The organism is Pseudomonas sp. GW822-FHT02D10 (assembly GCF_058802345.1).
The window spans coordinates 1-15,833 of sequence record NZ_JBXAOB010000003.1 but is presented as its reverse complement, the minus strand read 5'-3'; the positions used below and the strand labels follow the sequence as shown (position 1 = coordinate 15,833).

The following is a 15,833-nucleotide window of genomic DNA, read 5'->3' as shown; positions in this document are numbered from 1 at the left end:
CTGATAGCATCAGCCCACTCATTTTGTCCGTTGAGCGTTTTGCGCCTGTTTTGTCGGCAGCCACGCTCACTTTGGTACTCGTCAGCCAGATCTGGCCAACGCTTAAGGATTTGAAACGTGATTGGACGTTTGCGCGGCACCTTGGCTGAGAAACAGCCGCCGTACCTGATTCTGGATGTAAATGGTCTGGGCTATGAGCTGGAAGTGCCGATGACCACGCTCTATCGGCTGCCGTCGGTCGGTGAGCCGATCACCTTGCACACCCATTTGGTGGTACGTGAAGACGCCCAGTTACTCTACGGTTTCATTGGCAAGCGTGATCGCGACTTTTTCCGTGAGCTGATCCGCCTCAATGGCGTGGGGCCCAAGCTGGCGCTGGCGTTGATGTCGAGCCTTGAAGTCGATGAGCTGGTGCGCTGCGTGCAAGCGCAGGACACGTCGGTGCTGACCAAGGTGCCAGGTGTCGGCAAGAAGACTGCCGAGCGCTTGTTGGTAGAGCTCAAGGATCGCTTCAAGGCCTGGGAAGCCGTGCCAAGCATGTTCGCCCTGGTGCCGAACCAGCCGGATGCGCCAATGCCGGTGGCTACCGCGGAAAACGACGCGGTCAGCGCGCTGATTTCCCTGGGCTACAAGCCGCAGGAGGCCAGCAAGGCGATTTCTGCCATCAAGGAGAAAGGCTTGAGCAGTGAAGACCTGATTCGTCGCGCCCTGAAGGGAATGATTTAAGTGATTGAAGCTGATCGTCTGATTGCCGCCACGGGGGCTCCCCGTGACCGCGAAGAAGTCCAGGACCGCGCGATTCGTCCCGTCAGCCTGGCCGAATACATCGGTCAGCCGACCGTTCGCGAGCAGATGGAGTTGTTCATCCAGGCTGCCCGTGGGCGCAACGAGTCCCTCGATCACACGCTGATCTTCGGCCCGCCAGGTCTGGGTAAAACCACCCTGGCCAACATCATTGCCCAGGAAATGGGCGTGTCGATCAAAAGCACCTCGGGGCCGGTCCTTGAGCGTCCGGGTGATCTCGCGGCGTTGCTGACCAACCTTGAACCTCATGACGTGCTGTTCATCGATGAAATCCATCGGCTGTCACCGATTGTCGAGGAAGTGCTGTACCCGGCCATGGAAGATTTCCAGCTCGACATCATGATCGGTGAAGGGCCGGCGGCGCGTTCGATCAAGCTCGACTTGCCACCCTTCACCCTGGTCGGTGCCACCACCCGCGCCGGGATGCTGACCAACCCGTTGCGTGACCGCTTCGGTATCGTTCAGCGTCTGGAGTTCTATAACACCGCAGATCTGGCGACCATCGTCAGCCGTTCGGCGAATATCCTCGGCTTGCCGCTGGACCCGGAGGGCGCCTTCGAAATCGCTCGTCGGGCCCGTGGTACGCCGCGTATTGCCAACCGCTTGTTGCGCCGGGTGCGCGATTTTGCCGAAGTCCGGGCCAAGGGGCATATCACTAAACCGATTGCCGATCTGGCGCTAAATCTGCTGGACGTCGATGAGCGTGGCTTCGATCACCAGGACCGACGCCTGCTGTTGACCATGATCGAGAAGTTCGATGGCGGCCCGGTCGGGGTGGACAGTCTCGCGGCGGCGATCAGCGAAGAGCGGCACACCATCGAGGACGTGCTGGAGCCCTATTTGATCCAGCAGGGCTATATCATGCGGACCCCGCGTGGGCGGGTCGTGACCCGGCACGCGTACCTGCATTTTGGTTTGAACATCCCGTCGCGCATGGGTGAAATGCCCGTGGTAGACGAGTTTCTTGATGCAATAGACGAATGACGACCTCTGTGTGCTGATTTATTTCGGCTTTGTGTGGTCCTAGGGGACTGCAATTGCCGATCTTTCGCACGAAAGTCGTTCGAGAATGAAAAACAGTTGCCTGGCCGGATTGGCAACCTGAGGAGTAAGCACTAGAGTATGCGCGCGCAAAACGGGCTTGAGTCGTTCGCACATCGTTGTCGCGTTTATTACGAGGACACCGATGCCGGCGGCATCGTGTATTACGTTAATTACCTTAAGTTTATGGAGCGGGCTCGAACCGAGCGGCTACGAGAACTGGGCTTTGCCCAATCGCAGCTGGCAGGGGAGGACCTGTTGTTCGTCGTGCATTCCAGCGAAGCGCGTTATCACGCGCCGGCGCGACTGGATGACGAGCTTCTGGTAAGTGCTGAAGTAATCGAATTGAACCGCGTCAGCCTGCGCTTTAAACAGCAGGTCAGGCGAGCCGCGGATAATGCACTGCTCTGCGAAGGGCAGTTTTTGGTGGCCTGTGTGCGCACCCATAGTTTGAAACCCCGGGCCATTCCCGAAGCTCTACGTGCGGCCTTTGCCGACGTGAGCGGCGCGGGTACACACTCAGAGCAGGAGATAAAGCGTGGAAGCTAACGTCGTCGACCATACCTCCATGTGGAGCCTGGTCAGCAATGCCAGCGTTGTGGTGCAGTTGGTAATGCTGATCCTGGTAGCCGCATCGGTGACCTCGTGGATCATGATTTTTCAGCGCAGCAACCTGCTGCGCGCCGGTCGCCGGGCCCTGGAGAGCTTTGAAGAGCGCTTCTGGTCGGGTATCGACTTGTCCAAACTCTACCGCCAGGCCGGCAGCAACCCTGACCCGGATTCCGGTGTAGAGCAGATCTTCCGCGCCGGTTTCAAGGAGTTCTCCCGTCTGCGTCAGCAGCCAGGCGTTGATCCGGAAGCGGTCATGGAAGGTGTGGCGCGTGCCATGCGCGTGGCCATTTCCCGCGAAGAAGAAAAGCTCGAGCAGAGCCTGCCGTTCCTCGCCACCGTGGGCTCCGTCAGTCCGTACATCGGTCTGTTCGGTACGGTCTGGGGCATCATGAACTCCTTCCGTGGTCTGGCGGCTGCCCAGCAAGCGACCCTGGCCACTGTGGCTCCAGGTATCGCCGAAGCACTGGTCGCAACGGCAATCGGTCTGTTCGCAGCCATTCCGGCGGTCATCGCTTACAACCGTTTCGCCGCTCGCAGTGAAACCTTGCTCGGCCGTTACTACACCTTCGCCGATGAGTTCCAGGCGATCCTGCACCGCAAAGTGCACACCAGCGAAGAATAAGCAGGTAATTCCCAATGGCTTTAATCGCTCGAGCTCGCAAAAAGCGCAAGCCGGTTGCCGAGATGAACGTGGTGCCTTACATCGACGTGATGCTGGTACTGCTGGTCATCTTCATGGTGACCGCGCCGATGCTCAATCAGGGCGTGAAAGTTGATCTGCCCAAGGTTTCCAGCGAAGCCTTGCCGCAAGACAACAACACCCAGGTCCTGACCATTTCGATCAAGTCTGACAAGACCTATTACTGGAACCTTGGCAGCGAAGTCGACACCGACAAGCAGCAGGACAGGGCCATGACCCTGCCGCAGATGACTGACGCGGTGACCAAGATCATTCGTGCCGGTAACGAAGGCGGCAAGCACACTCAAGTGTTCATTCGCGGTGACAAGACCGTCGACTACGGCTCCGTCATGGGCGCCATGGGTGGGTTGCAGAAAGCCGGGGTCGGTAATGTTGGCTTGATTACCGAGGCGCCCTGATGCAGCAACAGCGAGAGCCGACAGCCTCGGAAAGCTACTTCTGGCCTAGTGTCTGGGCGATTGGCCTGCACGTGTTGGTATTTGGCATGCTGTTCGTCAGTTTTGCCATGACCCCGGAGCTGCCGCCGGCCAAACCGATTGTCCAGGCGACCCTGTACCAGCTGAAATCGAAAAGTCGGGCGACCACCCAGACCAATCAGAAGATTGCGGGTGAAGCGCAGAAATCCGCTGCGCGTCAGACTGAAGCCGAACAGATGGAACAGAAAAAGGTCGAGCAGGAAGCGGTGAAGGCTGCGGAACAAAAGAAAGAAGAGGTGGCTCAAAAAGCCGAGGAAGCCAAGAAGGCCGACGAGTCGAAGAAAGCGGACGAGGCGAAAAAGGCTGATGAAGCCAAGAAAGCCGATGAAGCGAAGAAGACCGCCGAAGCCAAAAAGGCCGAACAGAAACAATTGGCTGATATAGCCAAGAAGAAAGCCGAAGAAGAAGCCAAGAAAGCCGCTGAAGAAGAGGCCAAGAAAGAGGCTGCTGAAGAAGCGAAGAAAAAGATAGTCGAAGACGCGAAGAAGAAAGCCGCGGAAGACGCCAAGAAGGTCGCTGAAGCGAACGAGGCGAAGAAGAAAATCGCCGAGGATGCGAAGAAGAAAGCGACTGCCGATGCTGCGAAGAAAAAGTCGCAGGAAGCCGCGCGTAAATCTGTCGAAGAGAAAAAGGCTCAGGCCCTGGCTGATTTGCTTTCCGACAAGCCGCAACGTCAGCAGGCTTTGGCGGACGAGCAGGGTGATGAAACCGCGGGCAACTTCGATGATCTGATTCGTTCGAGGGCATCTGAAGGCTGGGCGCAACCGCCGTCGGCACGCAAGGGCATGAAAGTGATCCTGCAGATCAACATGTTGCCTGACGGAACGATCTCCGGAGTTTCGGTGGCTCATTCCAGTGGTGACGTGCCGTTCGACAGTTCTGCGGTAGCGGCAGTAAAAAATATTGGTCGTTTGACCGAAATGCAGGGTCTGAAACCAAGTGATTTCGCTCCCTATCGTTCATTCAAGATGACATTCACACCTGAGGATCTAGCCTTGTGAGAAACCTTCTTCGAGGACTGCTTGTAGTCATGTTCTGCTTTGCAGGATTGGCTACAGCGGATGAAAAAAATATCCTGGTCAGCAGTGGTAGCTCCCAGGCAACGCCGATTGCCGTCGTACCGTTCGGCTGGCAGGGCGGCAGCGTCCTGCCGGATGACATGGCGGAAATCATCAGTAACGACCTGCGCAACTCGGGTTACTACGCGCCGATTCCGAAGCAGAACATGATCAGCCAGCCGACTCAGGCCAGCGAAGTCATCTACCGCGACTGGAAGGCCCTGGGCGCCCAGTACATCATGGTCGGCAGCATCGTTCCGGCGGGCGGTCGTCTGCAGGTGCAATACGCCCTGTTCAACGTCGCCACCGAGCAGCAAGTGCTGACCGGTAGCGTGTCGGGCGGCGTCGATCAACTGCGCGACATGTCGCACTACATCGCCGACCAGTCGTTCGAAAAACTGACCGGCATCAAGGGGGCGTTCTCCACGCGTCTGCTGTATGTAACGGCCGAGCGTTTTTCGGTGAACAACACGCGCTACACCCTGCAGCGTTCGGATTATGACGGTGCTCGTGCCGTGACCCTGTTGCAATCGCGTGAGCCGATCCTGTCGCCGCGTTTCGCACCCGATGGCAAGCGCATCGCCTATGTGTCGTTCGAGCAGAAGCGTCCGCGCATTTTCATGCAGAACATCGACACCGGTCGCCGTGAGCAGATCACCAATTTCGAAGGCTTGAACGGTGCTCCAGCCTGGTCGCCGGATGGTTCTCGCCTGGCTTTCGTACTGTCCAAGGACGGTAACCCGGATATTTACGTGATGAACCTGGCGTCTCGTCAGATCAACCGCGTGACTGCTGGTCCTGGCATCAACACCGAACCGTTCTGGGGTAAGGATGGTTCGACCATCTACTTCACCTCCGACCGTGGCGGCAAGCCACAGATCTACAAGACCAACGTCAATGGCGGCGGTGCGGAGCGTGTGACCTTTATCGGGAACTACAACGCCAACCCGAAACTGTCGGCGGATGAAAAGACGCTTGTCATGATTCACCGTCAGGATGGCTTCACCAATTTCCGGGTGGCGGCTCAGGATTTGCAACGCGGTAGCATAAAAATCCTGACAGACACCAACCTTGATGAGTCAGCCACTGTTGCGCCCAACGGCACCATGGTAATCTACGCCACCGCCCAGCAGGGCCGGGGAGTCTTGATGCTCGTGTCCATCAATGGACGCGTAAGGCTCCCGCTTCCTACCGCTCAAGGCGAAGTCAGAGAACCTTCCTGGTCCCCTTACCTGAACTGACGCGGCGCTACACGTTTTACTTAACACATTGGGGTTCATTAGGAGTTTCACGATGGAAATGCTGAAGTTTGGTAAGTTTGCTGCGCTGGCTCTGGCCATGGCTGTAGCTGTAGGTTGCTCGTCCAAAGGCGGCGACAACGCCGGTGCAGGCGCTGTTGATCCAAACGCTGGTTACGGCGCTAACACTGGTGCTGTTGACGGCTCCCTGAGCGAAGAAGCTGCTCTGCGCGCAATCACCACCTTCTACTTCGAATACGACAGCTCGGACCTGAAGCCAGAAGCCATGCGCGCTCTGGACGTTCACGCCAAAGACCTGAAAGCAAACGGCGCTCGCGTTGTTCTGGAAGGCAACACCGACGAACGTGGTACTCGTGAGTACAACATGGCACTGGGCGAGCGTCGTGCGAAAGCCGTTCAACGCTACCTGGTACTGCAAGGTGTTTCCCCAGCTCAGCTGGAACTGGTTTCCTACGGTAAAGAGCGTCCAGTTGCTACTGGTCACGACGAGCAGTCCTGGGCTCAAAACCGTCGCGTCGAACTGCGTAAGTAATTCGTCATGCGAACGTGCCGTCGTGCTGTAACTGTTCTGGCTCTCAGCCTCGCACCGCTTGCGGTGTGGGCTGCGGTTCCTGTGGTCGATGACAACTCCGGTTATAACAATAGCGGGAGCAGTTATCCGCCTGCGGGTTACGGTACGAACGGCGCCTATGCCGGGGGAGGGGTTACGGCCCCTGCCTCGGCACAGGGTGAGCTGTTCAACCAACTGCAACAAATGCAGGAACAAATCGCACGCCAACAGGGTGTGATCGAAGTTCTGCAAAATGATGTGGCGCGCATGAAGCAGGAAAACCTGGAGCGATATCAGGATCTTGATCGGCGTATTGGAACCGGCGGTGCACCCGCTGCGGCTCCTCAAAATTCTCCAGCCGGTGGCGATATGAATGCCGCCGGTGCAGCTGCCGGTGCGAGTGCTGCCACTCAAGCACCCGCGGCCAGCAGCGAACCGGGTGATCCGGCGAAGGAAAAGCTCTATTACGACGCTGCCTTTGACCTGATCAAAGCCAAGGATTTCGACAAGGCCAGCCAGGCGTTTGCGGCATTTCTGCGCAAATACCCGAACAGTCAGTACGCGGGTAATGCCCAGTACTGGTTGGGTGAAGTGAATCTGGCCAAGGGTGATCTGCAAGGTGCGGGTCAGGCTTTTGCCAAGGTTTCGCAGCTGTACCCCAAGCACGCCAAAGTGCCTGACTCGCTGTACAAGCTCGCTGATGTAGAGCGCCGCCTGGGTCATACCGACAAGGTCAAAGGCATTCTGCAGCAGGTGGTTTCCCAATATCCGGGCACTTCCGCCGCTCAGTTGGCCCAACGCGATCTGCAACGCATGTAAGGCTGCTTGACCCGTTTACAAGAAACCCGCGCTTGCCGCGGGTTTTTTCGTTAGAATTCACCCCCTTTTTTATGAAACACCGCTTTTGGGGATCTGCGCGTTGGCGGGGTTCCTTTAAGTGCCTGACGGAGGCGGACAGCCTGTTTAGCTGTTACGCCCGTGGCGACTATGCAAGACACATTGAGAATTACCGAAGTTTTTTACTCGTTGCAGGGTGAAACGCGGACTGCCGGGCTGCCCACTGTATTTGTGCGCCTGACCGGTTGCCCATTGCGTTGCCAGTACTGCGACAGCGCCTACGCGTTCAGCGGCGGTACGATCAGAGCCCTCGACGATATCCTCGAGCAGGTTGCAGGCTTCAGGCCCCGTTACGTCTGCGTAACTGGCGGTGAACCTCTGGCGCAACCTAACGCCATCCCTTTGCTCAAGCAGCTGTGTGACGCCGGTTACCAGGTGTCGCTGGAAACCAGCGGCGCCCTGGACATCAGCGCGGTCGACCCGCGGGTCAGCCGGGTGCTCGACCTGAAAACACCAGGGTCGAAAGAAGCTCATCGCAACCTCTACGAGAACATCGAGTTGCTGACGGCCAACGATCAGGTCAAGTTCGTGATCTGCTCTCGCGAAGACTACGACTGGGCGGTGTCCAAGCTGATTCAGTACGGTCTCGATCAGCGTGCCGGTGAAGTCCTGTTCTCGCCGAGTCACCATGACTTGAGCGCACGCGACCTGGCTGACTGGATTGTCGCGGACAACCTGCCGGTGCGCCTGCAATTGCAACTGCATAAATATCTTTGGAATGACGAGCCGGGGCGCTGAAATGACTGAGCAACTGAACACTACTGAAAAACGTGCGGTCATCCTGCTGTCCGGTGGTCTGGACTCGGCGACTGTGGTCGCCATGGCTCGTGCTGACGGTTACAGCTGCTACACCATGAGTTTCGACTACGGCCAGCGCCACCGCGCCGAGTTGCATGCCGCTGAGCGTGTAGCGCGTGATCTGGGCGTGATCGAGCACAAGGTGATTGGCCTGAACCTGAACGGCATTGGTGGCTCGGCACTGACCGACAGCTCCATCGACGTGCCTGAAGCACCGAGCGAAGGTATCCCGATCACTTACGTGCCGGCGCGCAATACCGTATTCCTGTCTTTGGCATTGGGCTGGGCTGAAGTGCTCGGCGCGCGCGATATTTTCATTGGGGTGAATGCGGTGGATTATTCCGGTTACCCGGATTGCCGTCCCGAGTTCATCGAAGCCTTCGAGCGCATGGCTAATCTGGCGACCAAGGCCGGGGTAGAGGGGAACGGCTTCCGTATCCAGGCACCGCTGCAAAACCTCAGCAAAGCGCAAATCGTCCAGGCTGGTGTGAAGCTCGGCGTCGACTATGCGCTGACGGTGTCCTGCTATCAGGCGGACGATAACGGCCGTGCGTGCGGCAAATGCGATAGCTGCCGACTGCGTGCAGAAGGCTTCCTGGCGGCCGGAATCAGCGACCCAACCACTTATTTTTGATTTATTTCAAATTAGGTGTTGAATAGTCCTTAAAAATCAGTATTATACGCGCCACCACACAGCGGGTCGTTAGCTCAGTTGGTAGAGCAGTTGGCTTTTAACCAATTGGTCGTAGGTTCGAATCCCACACGACCCACCACTTTAAAAAATCTGGAAGGCCCACGTAAGTGAGGATTTCCGGGTTTTTTTTTGCCCGCGATTTAAGTCTGGCTCAATCCGGGTGTTGCATCGCGTGACGCAGGTCAGAATGGTCTTTTGCATCTCGGGGATATTCTGTAGCCTTGCGCAGCTTCAATGCTGTCCGTGCCTGATGAATACTCACTCTCCCGGCGGTACCTTCTGTGGTCCGGAGCCGGGTGTATACTCGACTTTCGCGCGAAAGCGCCCGCAGGTCTTGCGATCATGACGCAAATTTCCGAACGCCTTCTGGTTCAAGCTCACCTCGACGCCAAGCAGCCCAAGCCGCTGACAGCCGAGGAAGAGGCTTATTACCGCGCTGCCATCGCTGCCGAGCTCAAGGCTCAGGACGCGGTGCTGGTTGCCCACTTCTATTGCGATCCGATCATTCAGGCCCTGGCCGAAGAAACCGGTGGCTGCGTTTCCGACTCCCTGGAAATGGCCCGCTTCGGCAATGCACACCCGGCCAAGACCGTGGTGGTTGCCGGTGTGAAATTCATGGGCGAGACCGCCAAAATCCTCAATCCGGAAAAGCGCGTGCTGATGCCGACCCTGGAAGCGACGTGCTCGCTGGACCTGGGTTGCCCGGTCGACGAATTCTCGGCATTTTGCGATCAGCACCCGGAGCGCACGGTGGTGGTGTATGCCAACACTTCGGCAGCGGTGAAGGCGCGGGCGGACTGGGTGGTGACATCCAGTTGCGCACTGGAGATTGTCGAGAGCCTGATGGATAACGGCGAGACGATCATCTGGGGGCCGGACAAGCATCTGGGCACCTATATCCAGCGCCAGACCGGCGCCGACATGCTGCTCTGGGACGGTGCCTGCATCGTTCACGAAGAGTTCAAGGCCAAGCAGCTGGAAGACATGAAAGCGCTGTATCCGGACGCCGCTATCCTGGTGCATCCAGAGTCGCCGACGGCGGTGATCGAGTTGGCCGATGCGGTGGGTTCCACCAGTCAGTTGATTGCCGCTGCGCAAAGGCTGCCGAACAAGACCCTGATCGTGGCTACCGACCGCGGCATTTTTTACAAGATGCAGCAGCTGTGCCCGGACAAGGTCTTTATCGAGGCGCCTACGGCCGGCAACGGCGCGGCATGCCGCAGTTGCGCGCATTGTCCGTGGATGGCGATGAACACCCTTGAGCGCACGCTACAGTGCCTGCGCGAGGGCTCCAACGAGATCTTCGTCGAGCCGGCGCTGATCCCTCAAGCGATTCGCCCGCTCAAGCGCATGCTCGACTTCACGGCGGCAGCGCGGATGAAGCTGGCGGGTAACGCTTGAGGTCAAAAGCTTAAGATCAAAAGATCGCAGCCTTCGGCAGCTCCTACGCGGTTTACGTAGGAGCTGCCGAAGGCTGCGATCTTTTTTATGGGTTATTTTTTCTTCTTCGGGATCCGCACCAACTGGCTGTTGGAGTACATGTCGTGCCAGCTGCGCTGCTGTTTGTCGAAGAGTACCCAGAAAAACCCCAGGCCTGCGCACAGCAAGGATGCGATCGACACTACAAAACGCAACAGCGCCTGCCACAGACTGATCGCCGAGCCATCGGCGTTCTGTACCCGGATGCACCAGACCTGCATGCCGAGGGTCTGGCCGGACCAGGTCCAGAACTTGGCAAAGAAGCCAAACAGCACGAACAGCAGGATGGTCGAGAGCAGCGGGTCACCGTCCAGCGCGCCGGCTTCGGTCAGGGCGCGCATCTTCTCTTCGCCGATGATTGCCATCTGCACCATCTTGTAGATACCGCCTGTGACGATCAGCAGGGCGGTGCACAGCAAGAAGTCGTAGAACATCGCTGCCAGGCGACGGCCCAGGCCGGCGATGGGGAAATCGCCCTGGGGAGTTAGCAGGTGTTTCGACATGACAGGGCTCTCGGCGGAAAAAGAAGCCATTTTACGGATTTACACGCACAAAAAAGCCCCTGATGTCAGCATCAGGGGCTTTTTCGTTACAGAAGATCAGGCTTCTGCTTGTACTTCGTCAGCTTGCATGCCTTTCTGGCCCTGCACAGCGATGAAGGTGACTTTCTGGCCTTCTTTCAGGCTCTTGAAGCCATTGCCCTGAATAGCGCGGAAATGCACGAACAGATCCGGGCCGTTTTCTGGAGTGATAAAACCAAAACCTTTCTCGTCGTTAAACCACTTGACGGTGCCGCTCTGACGTTGGGACATTTCTTATTTCCTTTGACGCAAAAATTGATGACAGCCTCTTTCTCATGAAAGAGTACTGGGGCTGGTTGCAGGAGAGTAAGAGACGTCGAACGGGATGTAGCTAACTTGTAGGCTACTGCCCAGGTCACGATTCCAAGCGACCCATGCAAACACAGTGAACAAACTCTACGCCAACTACGGGAGGAAAAACAAGCCCCGTGGAAGCCGCGTATTGCTTGGCTTGATGGCTGTTTCACATGATCGCTAGTGCGGCTTATTCGATAGCGTTGTTCAATTGTTTTCGATGGTTATAAGCCAAGTTCACAATCGAAATACCTGATCACGCCTGCACTGTTTTATGGCGGTTGCGTTACAGATTAGTGCACTGTTACGCAACCGCGTTACTTATAGGAACAGTCAATCAGCCACGATAGTAGCGTTGTGGAACAAATGGCATTTTGCTTACAAGCAAAGGCACCTTTTTCCCACGAACAATCGCCCACACTTGGGTATCGAGTGCGCTATAAGCACTGTCGAGGTAACCCATGGCCAGAGGACCGCCCAGCGTTGGCCCGAAGCCGCCGCTGCAAACACTGCCGATGATTTCGCCCGCTTCGTTGACGATTTCCGCACCTTCGCGCACTGGCGTGCGTTCCTGAGGCAGCAGGCCGACGCGTTTGCGGCTAACACCGTTTTGTTGCTGGGCGAAAACGCTTTCGGCACCCGGGAAACCACCGGCACGCGCACCGTCGGCACGCCGTGGCCTGGAGATGGCCCACAGCAGGCTGGCTTCAATCGGAGTGGTTTCGGTGTTCATGTCATGGCCGTACAGGCACAGGCCGGCTTCCAGGCGCAGCGAGTCACGGGCACCTAGGCCGATGGCCGCGACTTCCGGCTCGGCCAGCAAGGCCCGAGCGAGGGTTTCGGCATTGGCGGCCGGCACGGAGATTTCGAAACCGTCTTCACCGGTGTAGCCCGAACGGCTGACAAAGCAGTCGACGCCGAGCAAGCTCACGCGGGTGAACTGCATGAACGTCATCTTCGCCACTTCAGGGGCCAGACGCGCGAGCACGGTCACTGCGGCTGGGCCTTGCAGGGCGAGCAGGGCGCGTTCTTCGAACAACGGCTCGATGCTGCACTGATCGCCGATGTGTTGGCGCAGGTGCGCCAGATCCTGATCCTTGCATGCTGCGTTGACCACCAGGAACAACTCGTCGTTACCCAGGTTGGCGACCATCAGGTCGTCGAGGATGCCACCGTTCTGGTTGGTGAACATCGCATAGCGCTGCATGCCCACTGGCAGGTCGATGATGTCCACCGGCACCAGGGTTTCCAGGGCCTTGGCGGCATTGGCGCCGGTCAGACGGATCTGGCCCATGTGCGAGACATCGAACAGCCCGGCCTGATCACGGGTGTGCTGGTGTTCCTTCATCACGCCCAGAGGGTACTGCACCGGCATGTCGTAGCCGGCGAACGGCACCATGCGTGCGCCGAGTTCGATGTGCAGTGCGTGCAGCGGGGTTTTCGACAGTTGTTCGGTGGACATATGCAGCTCCTGAAAATTGCACTGATGCAGATGCGTTCGCATCAGCACTCGATAATGTTGACCGCCAAACCGCCACGGGCGGTTTCCTTGTATTTGCTTTTCATGTCGGCGCCGGTCTGGCGCATGGTGCGGATGACCTTGTCGAGGGAGACGAAGTGCTGACCGTCACCACGCAGGGCCATGCGCACCGCATTGATGGCTTTGACCGAGCCCATGGCGTTGCGCTCGATGCACGGCACTTGTACCAGCCCGCCAATCGGGTCGCAGGTCAGGCCGAGGTTGTGTTCCATGCCGATTTCGGCGGCGTTTTCCACTTGCTGCACCGTGCCGCCCAGTACTTCGCAGAGTGCGCCGGCAGCCATTGAACAGGCTACGCCGACTTCGCCCTGACAGCCGACTTCAGCGCCAGAGATCGAAGCGTTTTCCTTGTACAGAATGCCGATGGCGGCAGCGGTGAGCAGAAATCGCACCACGCCGTCTTCGTTGGCGCCAGGGATGAAGCGCATGTAGTAATGCAACACCGCCGGGATGATTCCGGCTGCGCCATTGGTCGGTGCCGTGACCACGCGCCCGCCGTTGGCGTTTTCTTCGTTCACTGCCAGCGCATACAAATTGACCCAGTCGAGCACCGACAACGGATCGCGCAGCGACGATTCCGGGTTCTTGCACAGGTGCCGATGCAGCGCCGCTGCACGACGTTTGACCTTCAAACCACCGGGCAGAATCCCTTCGTTGCGGCAGCCAGCGGCGACGCAGTCTTGCATCACTTGCCAGATCTTCAGCAGGCCGGCGCGGGTTTCCGCTTCCGGGCGCCAGGCGCTTTCGTTGGTCAGCATCACCTGGCTGATGGACAGCCCGTAAGTGGCGCAATGGCCGAGCAGGTCCTTCGCGCTTTTGAACGGGAAGGTCAGCGGCGTAGCATCCTCGACGATACGGTCGGCGCCGGCAGCATCTTCGTCGACCACAAAACCGCCACCGACCGAGTAGTACTCGCGGCTGCGAATCTGGATGCCAGCGGCATCGAAGGCGCGGAAGATCATGCCGTTGGGGTGATAGGCCAGTGGCTTGCGGATCATCGCCAGGTGAAGCTTTTCGTTGAATTCGATGACGTGCTCACCGAGCAGGTTCAAACGACCGCTGCTGCGAATCTCGTGCAGGCGGGCGGCAATGCTCTCAGTGTTCACGGTGTCCGGGTGTTCACCTTCCAGACCCAGCAACACAGCCTTGTCGCTGCCGTGGCCTTTGCCGGTGGCGCCGAGCGAGCCGTAGAGCTCGACTTTGACGCAGGTGGTTGCCGCCAACAGGTTTTCACGGCGCAGGCCTTCGACGAAGCGCGCAGCGGCGCGCATCGGGCCGACGGTGTGGGAGCTGGAGGGGCCGATGCCAATCTTGAACAGGTCGAACACGCTTAACGACATGGTTGTTCTCCGGTTTCTTGTTATGAGGATCGGCCGATGGGGTGGCACAGATCCTTGTGGGAGCGAGCTTGCTCGCTCCCACAAGGTTTTGTGGTGTCCATGAGGGGCGGGCGAGCCGCCCCCTTTAGATCAAGCGTAGCTTTCGATCGACGGGCAGGCGCAGATCAGGTTGCGGTCGCCAAACACGTTGTCGACCCGACCGACCGGTGGCCAGTACTTGCCTTCGATCAACGAGGCTACTGGATACACCGCCTGCTCACGGCTGTACGGGTGCGTCCACTCGCCAACGATTTCCGCGGCCGTGTGCGGCGCGTTTTTCAACGGGTTGTCGTCCTTGTCCAGCGTGCCGTTTTCCACTGCGCGGATTTCTTCGCGGATGCGGATCATCGCATCGCAGAAGCGGTCCAGTTCTTCCCTGGATTCGCTTTCGGTCGGCTCGATCATCAACGTGCCGGCCACCGGGAACGACATGGTCGGCGCGTGGAAGCCGAAGTCGATCAGGCGCTTGGCAACGTCATCGACGCTGATGCCGCTGCTGTCTTTCAACGGGCGCAGGTCGAGGATGCATTCGTGGGCGACCAGACCGTTGCTGCCGGTGTAGAGCACTGGGTAGTGCTCTTCGAGGCGACGGGAAATGTAGTTGGCGTTGAGGATCGCCAATTGCGAAGCTCGCTTGAGGCCAGCGCCGCCCATCATGCGGATGTACATCCAGGTGATCGGCAGAATGCTCGCGCTGCCGAACGGTGCCGCGCAGACCGCGCCTTCCTTGCGTTCCATGGCCGCGTGTCCCGGCAGGAACGGCGTCAGGTGCGATTTCACGCCAATCGGGCCGACGCCCGGGCCGCCACCGCCGTGCGGGATGCAGAAGGTTTTGTGCAGGTTCAGGTGCGACACGTCGCCGCCGAACTTGCCTGGTGCGCAGAGGCCGACCATCGCGTTCATGTTGGCGCCGTCGATGTACACCTGGCCGCCGTTGTCATGAATGATCCCGCAGATTTCGCGGATGCCTTCTTCGAACACGCCGTGGGTCGACGGGTAAGTGATCATCAGCGCGGCGAGGTGCTCGCGGTGCTCGATGGCTTTGGCGCGCAGGTCTTCGATGTCGACGTTACCGCGAGCATCGCAGGCGGTCACCACCACGCGCATGCCGGCCATGTTGGCGGTGGCCGGGTTGGTGCCGTGGGCCGACGACGGGATCAGGCAGATGTCGCGGCGTTCTTCGCCACGGCTCTGGTGATAGGCACGGATGGCCAGCAAGCCGGCGTATTCACCTTGGGAACCGGCGTTCGGTTGCAGCGAGATCGCGTCGTAACCGGTGGCGGCGCAGAGCATCGCCTCCAGTTCGTCAGTCAGTTGCTGGTAACCGGCGCTTTGCTCGGCCGGAGCGAACGGGTGCAGGGCGCCGAACTCGGCCCAGGTCACCGGGATCATTTCGCTGGCGGCGTTGAGTTTCATGGTGCAGGAACCCAGCGGGATCATGGTGCGATCGAGCGCCAGGTCCTTGTCGGCGAGCTTGCGCAGGTAGCGCATCAGCTCGGTTTCCGAGTGATAACGGTTGAACACCGGGTGGCTGAGGATCGGCGATTGACGCACCAGTTCAGCCGGGATGCGGCTTTGCACCGAGGCGGCCAGCGCGGCGAAATCGGGCAGGGTTTTGCCGTCGGCCAGCACGCTCCACAGGGTTTCGATGTCGGCCTGGCTGGTGGTTTC

General features: G+C 58.7%; 17 protein-coding genes and 1 tRNA gene. 13 read left to right on the top strand and 5 right to left on the bottom strand.

The window, feature by feature from the left end; genetic code table 11:
• The first annotated feature begins 117 nt into the window (after positions 1–117).
• The 13 genes from ruvA to nadA all read left to right on the top strand — a co-directional run bounded on the left by ruvA (position 118) and on the right by nadA (position 10,290).
• Positions 118–726 carry a Holliday junction branch migration protein RuvA gene (gene ruvA / locus AC1RPZ_RS05850; protein ID WP_493135742.1) on the top strand — a complete coding sequence of 203 codons (609 nt, stop codon included), beginning with the start codon at positions 118–120 and terminating at the stop codon, positions 724–726.
• Positions 727–1,788 carry a Holliday junction branch migration DNA helicase RuvB gene (gene ruvB, locus AC1RPZ_RS05845; protein ID WP_493135740.1) on the top strand — a complete coding sequence of 354 codons (1,062 nt, stop codon included), beginning with the start codon at positions 727–729 and terminating at the stop codon, positions 1,786–1,788.
• A 138-nt stretch (positions 1,789–1,926) separates the two neighbouring features.
• A complete protein-coding gene (gene ybgC / locus AC1RPZ_RS05840; RefSeq protein ID WP_019693257.1) occupies positions 1,927–2,394 on the top strand; it encodes a tol-pal system-associated acyl-CoA thioesterase in 468 nt (155 codons plus the stop codon).
• Complete coding sequence (tolQ, locus tag AC1RPZ_RS05835) at positions 2,384–3,079, top strand: protein TolQ (RefSeq protein ID WP_071553669.1); 696 nt, start codon at positions 2,384–2,386, stop codon at positions 3,077–3,079. Before ybgC ends, tolQ begins: the two co-directional genes overlap by 11 nt.
• 23 nt (positions 3,080–3,102) lie before the next feature.
• Complete coding sequence (gene tolR / locus AC1RPZ_RS05830) at positions 3,103–3,555, top strand: protein TolR (RefSeq protein ID WP_493136443.1); 453 nt, start codon at positions 3,103–3,105, stop codon at positions 3,553–3,555.
• Complete coding sequence (gene tolA, locus AC1RPZ_RS05825; RefSeq protein ID WP_493135737.1) at positions 3,555–4,634, top strand: cell envelope integrity protein TolA; 1,080 nt, start codon at positions 3,555–3,557, stop codon at positions 4,632–4,634. The genes tolR and tolA overlap by 1 nt, the downstream gene beginning before the upstream one ends.
• A 29-nt stretch (positions 4,635–4,663) precedes the next feature.
• Positions 4,664–5,932 (top strand): Tol-Pal system beta propeller repeat protein TolB, encoded by a 1,269-nt coding sequence (gene tolB / locus AC1RPZ_RS05820; protein WP_493135735.1) that lies wholly within the window; start codon positions 4,664–4,666, stop codon positions 5,930–5,932.
• A 52-nt stretch (positions 5,933–5,984) separates the two neighbouring features.
• A complete protein-coding gene (gene pal / locus AC1RPZ_RS05815; protein ID WP_071553673.1) occupies positions 5,985–6,482 on the top strand; it encodes a peptidoglycan-associated lipoprotein Pal in 498 nt (165 codons plus the stop codon).
• A 6-nt stretch (positions 6,483–6,488) separates the two neighbouring features.
• The gene (gene ybgF / locus AC1RPZ_RS05810; RefSeq protein ID WP_493135733.1) at positions 6,489–7,319 is read left to right on the top strand and encodes a tol-pal system protein YbgF; all 831 of its coding nucleotides are present in this window, start codon (positions 6,489–6,491) and stop codon (positions 7,317–7,319) included.
• Positions 7,320–7,487: 168 nt separating this feature from the next.
• Positions 7,488–8,135, top strand: coding sequence for a 7-carboxy-7-deazaguanine synthase QueE (gene queE / locus AC1RPZ_RS05805; protein ID WP_493135731.1), 648 nt, complete (start codon positions 7,488–7,490; stop codon positions 8,133–8,135).
• Position 8,136: 1 nt separating this feature from the next.
• Positions 8,137–8,829, top strand: coding sequence for a 7-cyano-7-deazaguanine synthase QueC (gene queC / locus AC1RPZ_RS05800; protein WP_493135729.1), 693 nt, complete (start codon positions 8,137–8,139; stop codon positions 8,827–8,829).
• Positions 8,830–8,892: 63 nt separating this feature from the next.
• Positions 8,893–8,968 (top strand) — tRNA-Lys (locus tag AC1RPZ_RS05795).
• A gap of 263 nt (positions 8,969–9,231) precedes the next feature.
• Positions 9,232–10,290: a quinolinate synthase NadA gene (gene nadA, locus AC1RPZ_RS05790; RefSeq protein WP_401124625.1), complete on the top strand. Its 1,059-nt coding sequence runs from the start codon at positions 9,232–9,234 to the stop codon at positions 10,288–10,290.
• 92 nt (positions 10,291–10,382) lie between these two features.
• On the opposite strand, the gene AC1RPZ_RS05785 is transcribed toward nadA, so the two are convergent.
• The 5 genes from AC1RPZ_RS05785 to gcvP form a co-directional block, all read right to left on the bottom strand.
• A complete protein-coding gene (locus AC1RPZ_RS05785) occupies positions 10,383–10,871 on the bottom strand; it encodes an RDD family protein (protein ID WP_493135727.1) in 489 nt (162 codons plus the stop codon).
• A 96-nt stretch (positions 10,872–10,967) separates the two neighbouring features.
• Entirely contained in the window at positions 10,968–11,180 is a 213-nt protein-coding gene (locus tag AC1RPZ_RS05780; RefSeq protein ID WP_493135725.1) for a cold-shock protein, read from the bottom strand.
• Positions 11,181–11,580: 400 nt separating this feature from the next.
• A complete protein-coding gene (gene gcvT, locus AC1RPZ_RS05775; protein ID WP_493135723.1) occupies positions 11,581–12,705 on the bottom strand; it encodes a glycine cleavage system aminomethyltransferase GcvT in 1,125 nt (374 codons plus the stop codon).
• A gap of 41 nt (positions 12,706–12,746) precedes the next feature.
• Positions 12,747–14,123 carry an L-serine ammonia-lyase gene (locus AC1RPZ_RS05770; protein WP_493135721.1) on the bottom strand — a complete coding sequence of 459 codons (1,377 nt, stop codon included), beginning with the start codon at positions 14,121–14,123 and terminating at the stop codon, positions 12,747–12,749.
• Between the two features lie 129 nt (positions 14,124–14,252).
• The coding region (gcvP, locus tag AC1RPZ_RS05765; protein ID WP_493135719.1) for an aminomethyl-transferring glycine dehydrogenase at positions 14,253–15,833 on the bottom strand (1,581 nt) is incomplete at its 5' end.

Bases quoted from the DNA above. Each gene is read 5' to 3' on its own strand.
- queE (WP_493135731.1), top strand. From the start codon at position 7,488: ATGCAAGACACATTGAGAATTACCGAAGTTTTTTACTCGTTGCAGGGT.
- queC (WP_493135729.1), top strand. From the start codon at position 8,137: ATGACTGAGCAACTGAACACTACTGAAAAACGTGCGGTCATCCTGCTG.
- ybgF (WP_493135733.1), top strand. From the start codon at position 6,489: ATGCGAACGTGCCGTCGTGCTGTAACTGTTCTGGCTCTCAGCCTCGCA.
- pal (WP_071553673.1), top strand. From the start codon at position 5,985: ATGGAAATGCTGAAGTTTGGTAAGTTTGCTGCGCTGGCTCTGGCCATG.
- gcvT (WP_493135723.1), bottom strand. From the start codon at position 12,705: ATGTCCACCGAACAACTGTCGAAAACCCCGCTGCACGCACTGCACATC.
- AC1RPZ_RS05770 (WP_493135721.1), bottom strand. From the start codon at position 14,123: ATGTCGTTAAGCGTGTTCGACCTGTTCAAGATTGGCATCGGCCCCTCC.
- nadA (WP_401124625.1), top strand. From the start codon at position 9,232: ATGACGCAAATTTCCGAACGCCTTCTGGTTCAAGCTCACCTCGACGCC.
- tolA (WP_493135737.1), top strand. From the start codon at position 3,555: ATGCAGCAACAGCGAGAGCCGACAGCCTCGGAAAGCTACTTCTGGCCT.
- tolB (WP_493135735.1), top strand. From the start codon at position 4,664: ATGTTCTGCTTTGCAGGATTGGCTACAGCGGATGAAAAAAATATCCTG.
- AC1RPZ_RS05785 (WP_493135727.1), bottom strand. From the start codon at position 10,871: ATGTCGAAACACCTGCTAACTCCCCAGGGCGATTTCCCCATCGCCGGC.
- ybgC (WP_019693257.1), top strand. From the start codon at position 1,927: ATGCGCGCGCAAAACGGGCTTGAGTCGTTCGCACATCGTTGTCGCGTT.
- AC1RPZ_RS05780 (WP_493135725.1), bottom strand. From the start codon at position 11,180: ATGTCCCAACGTCAGAGCGGCACCGTCAAGTGGTTTAACGACGAGAAA.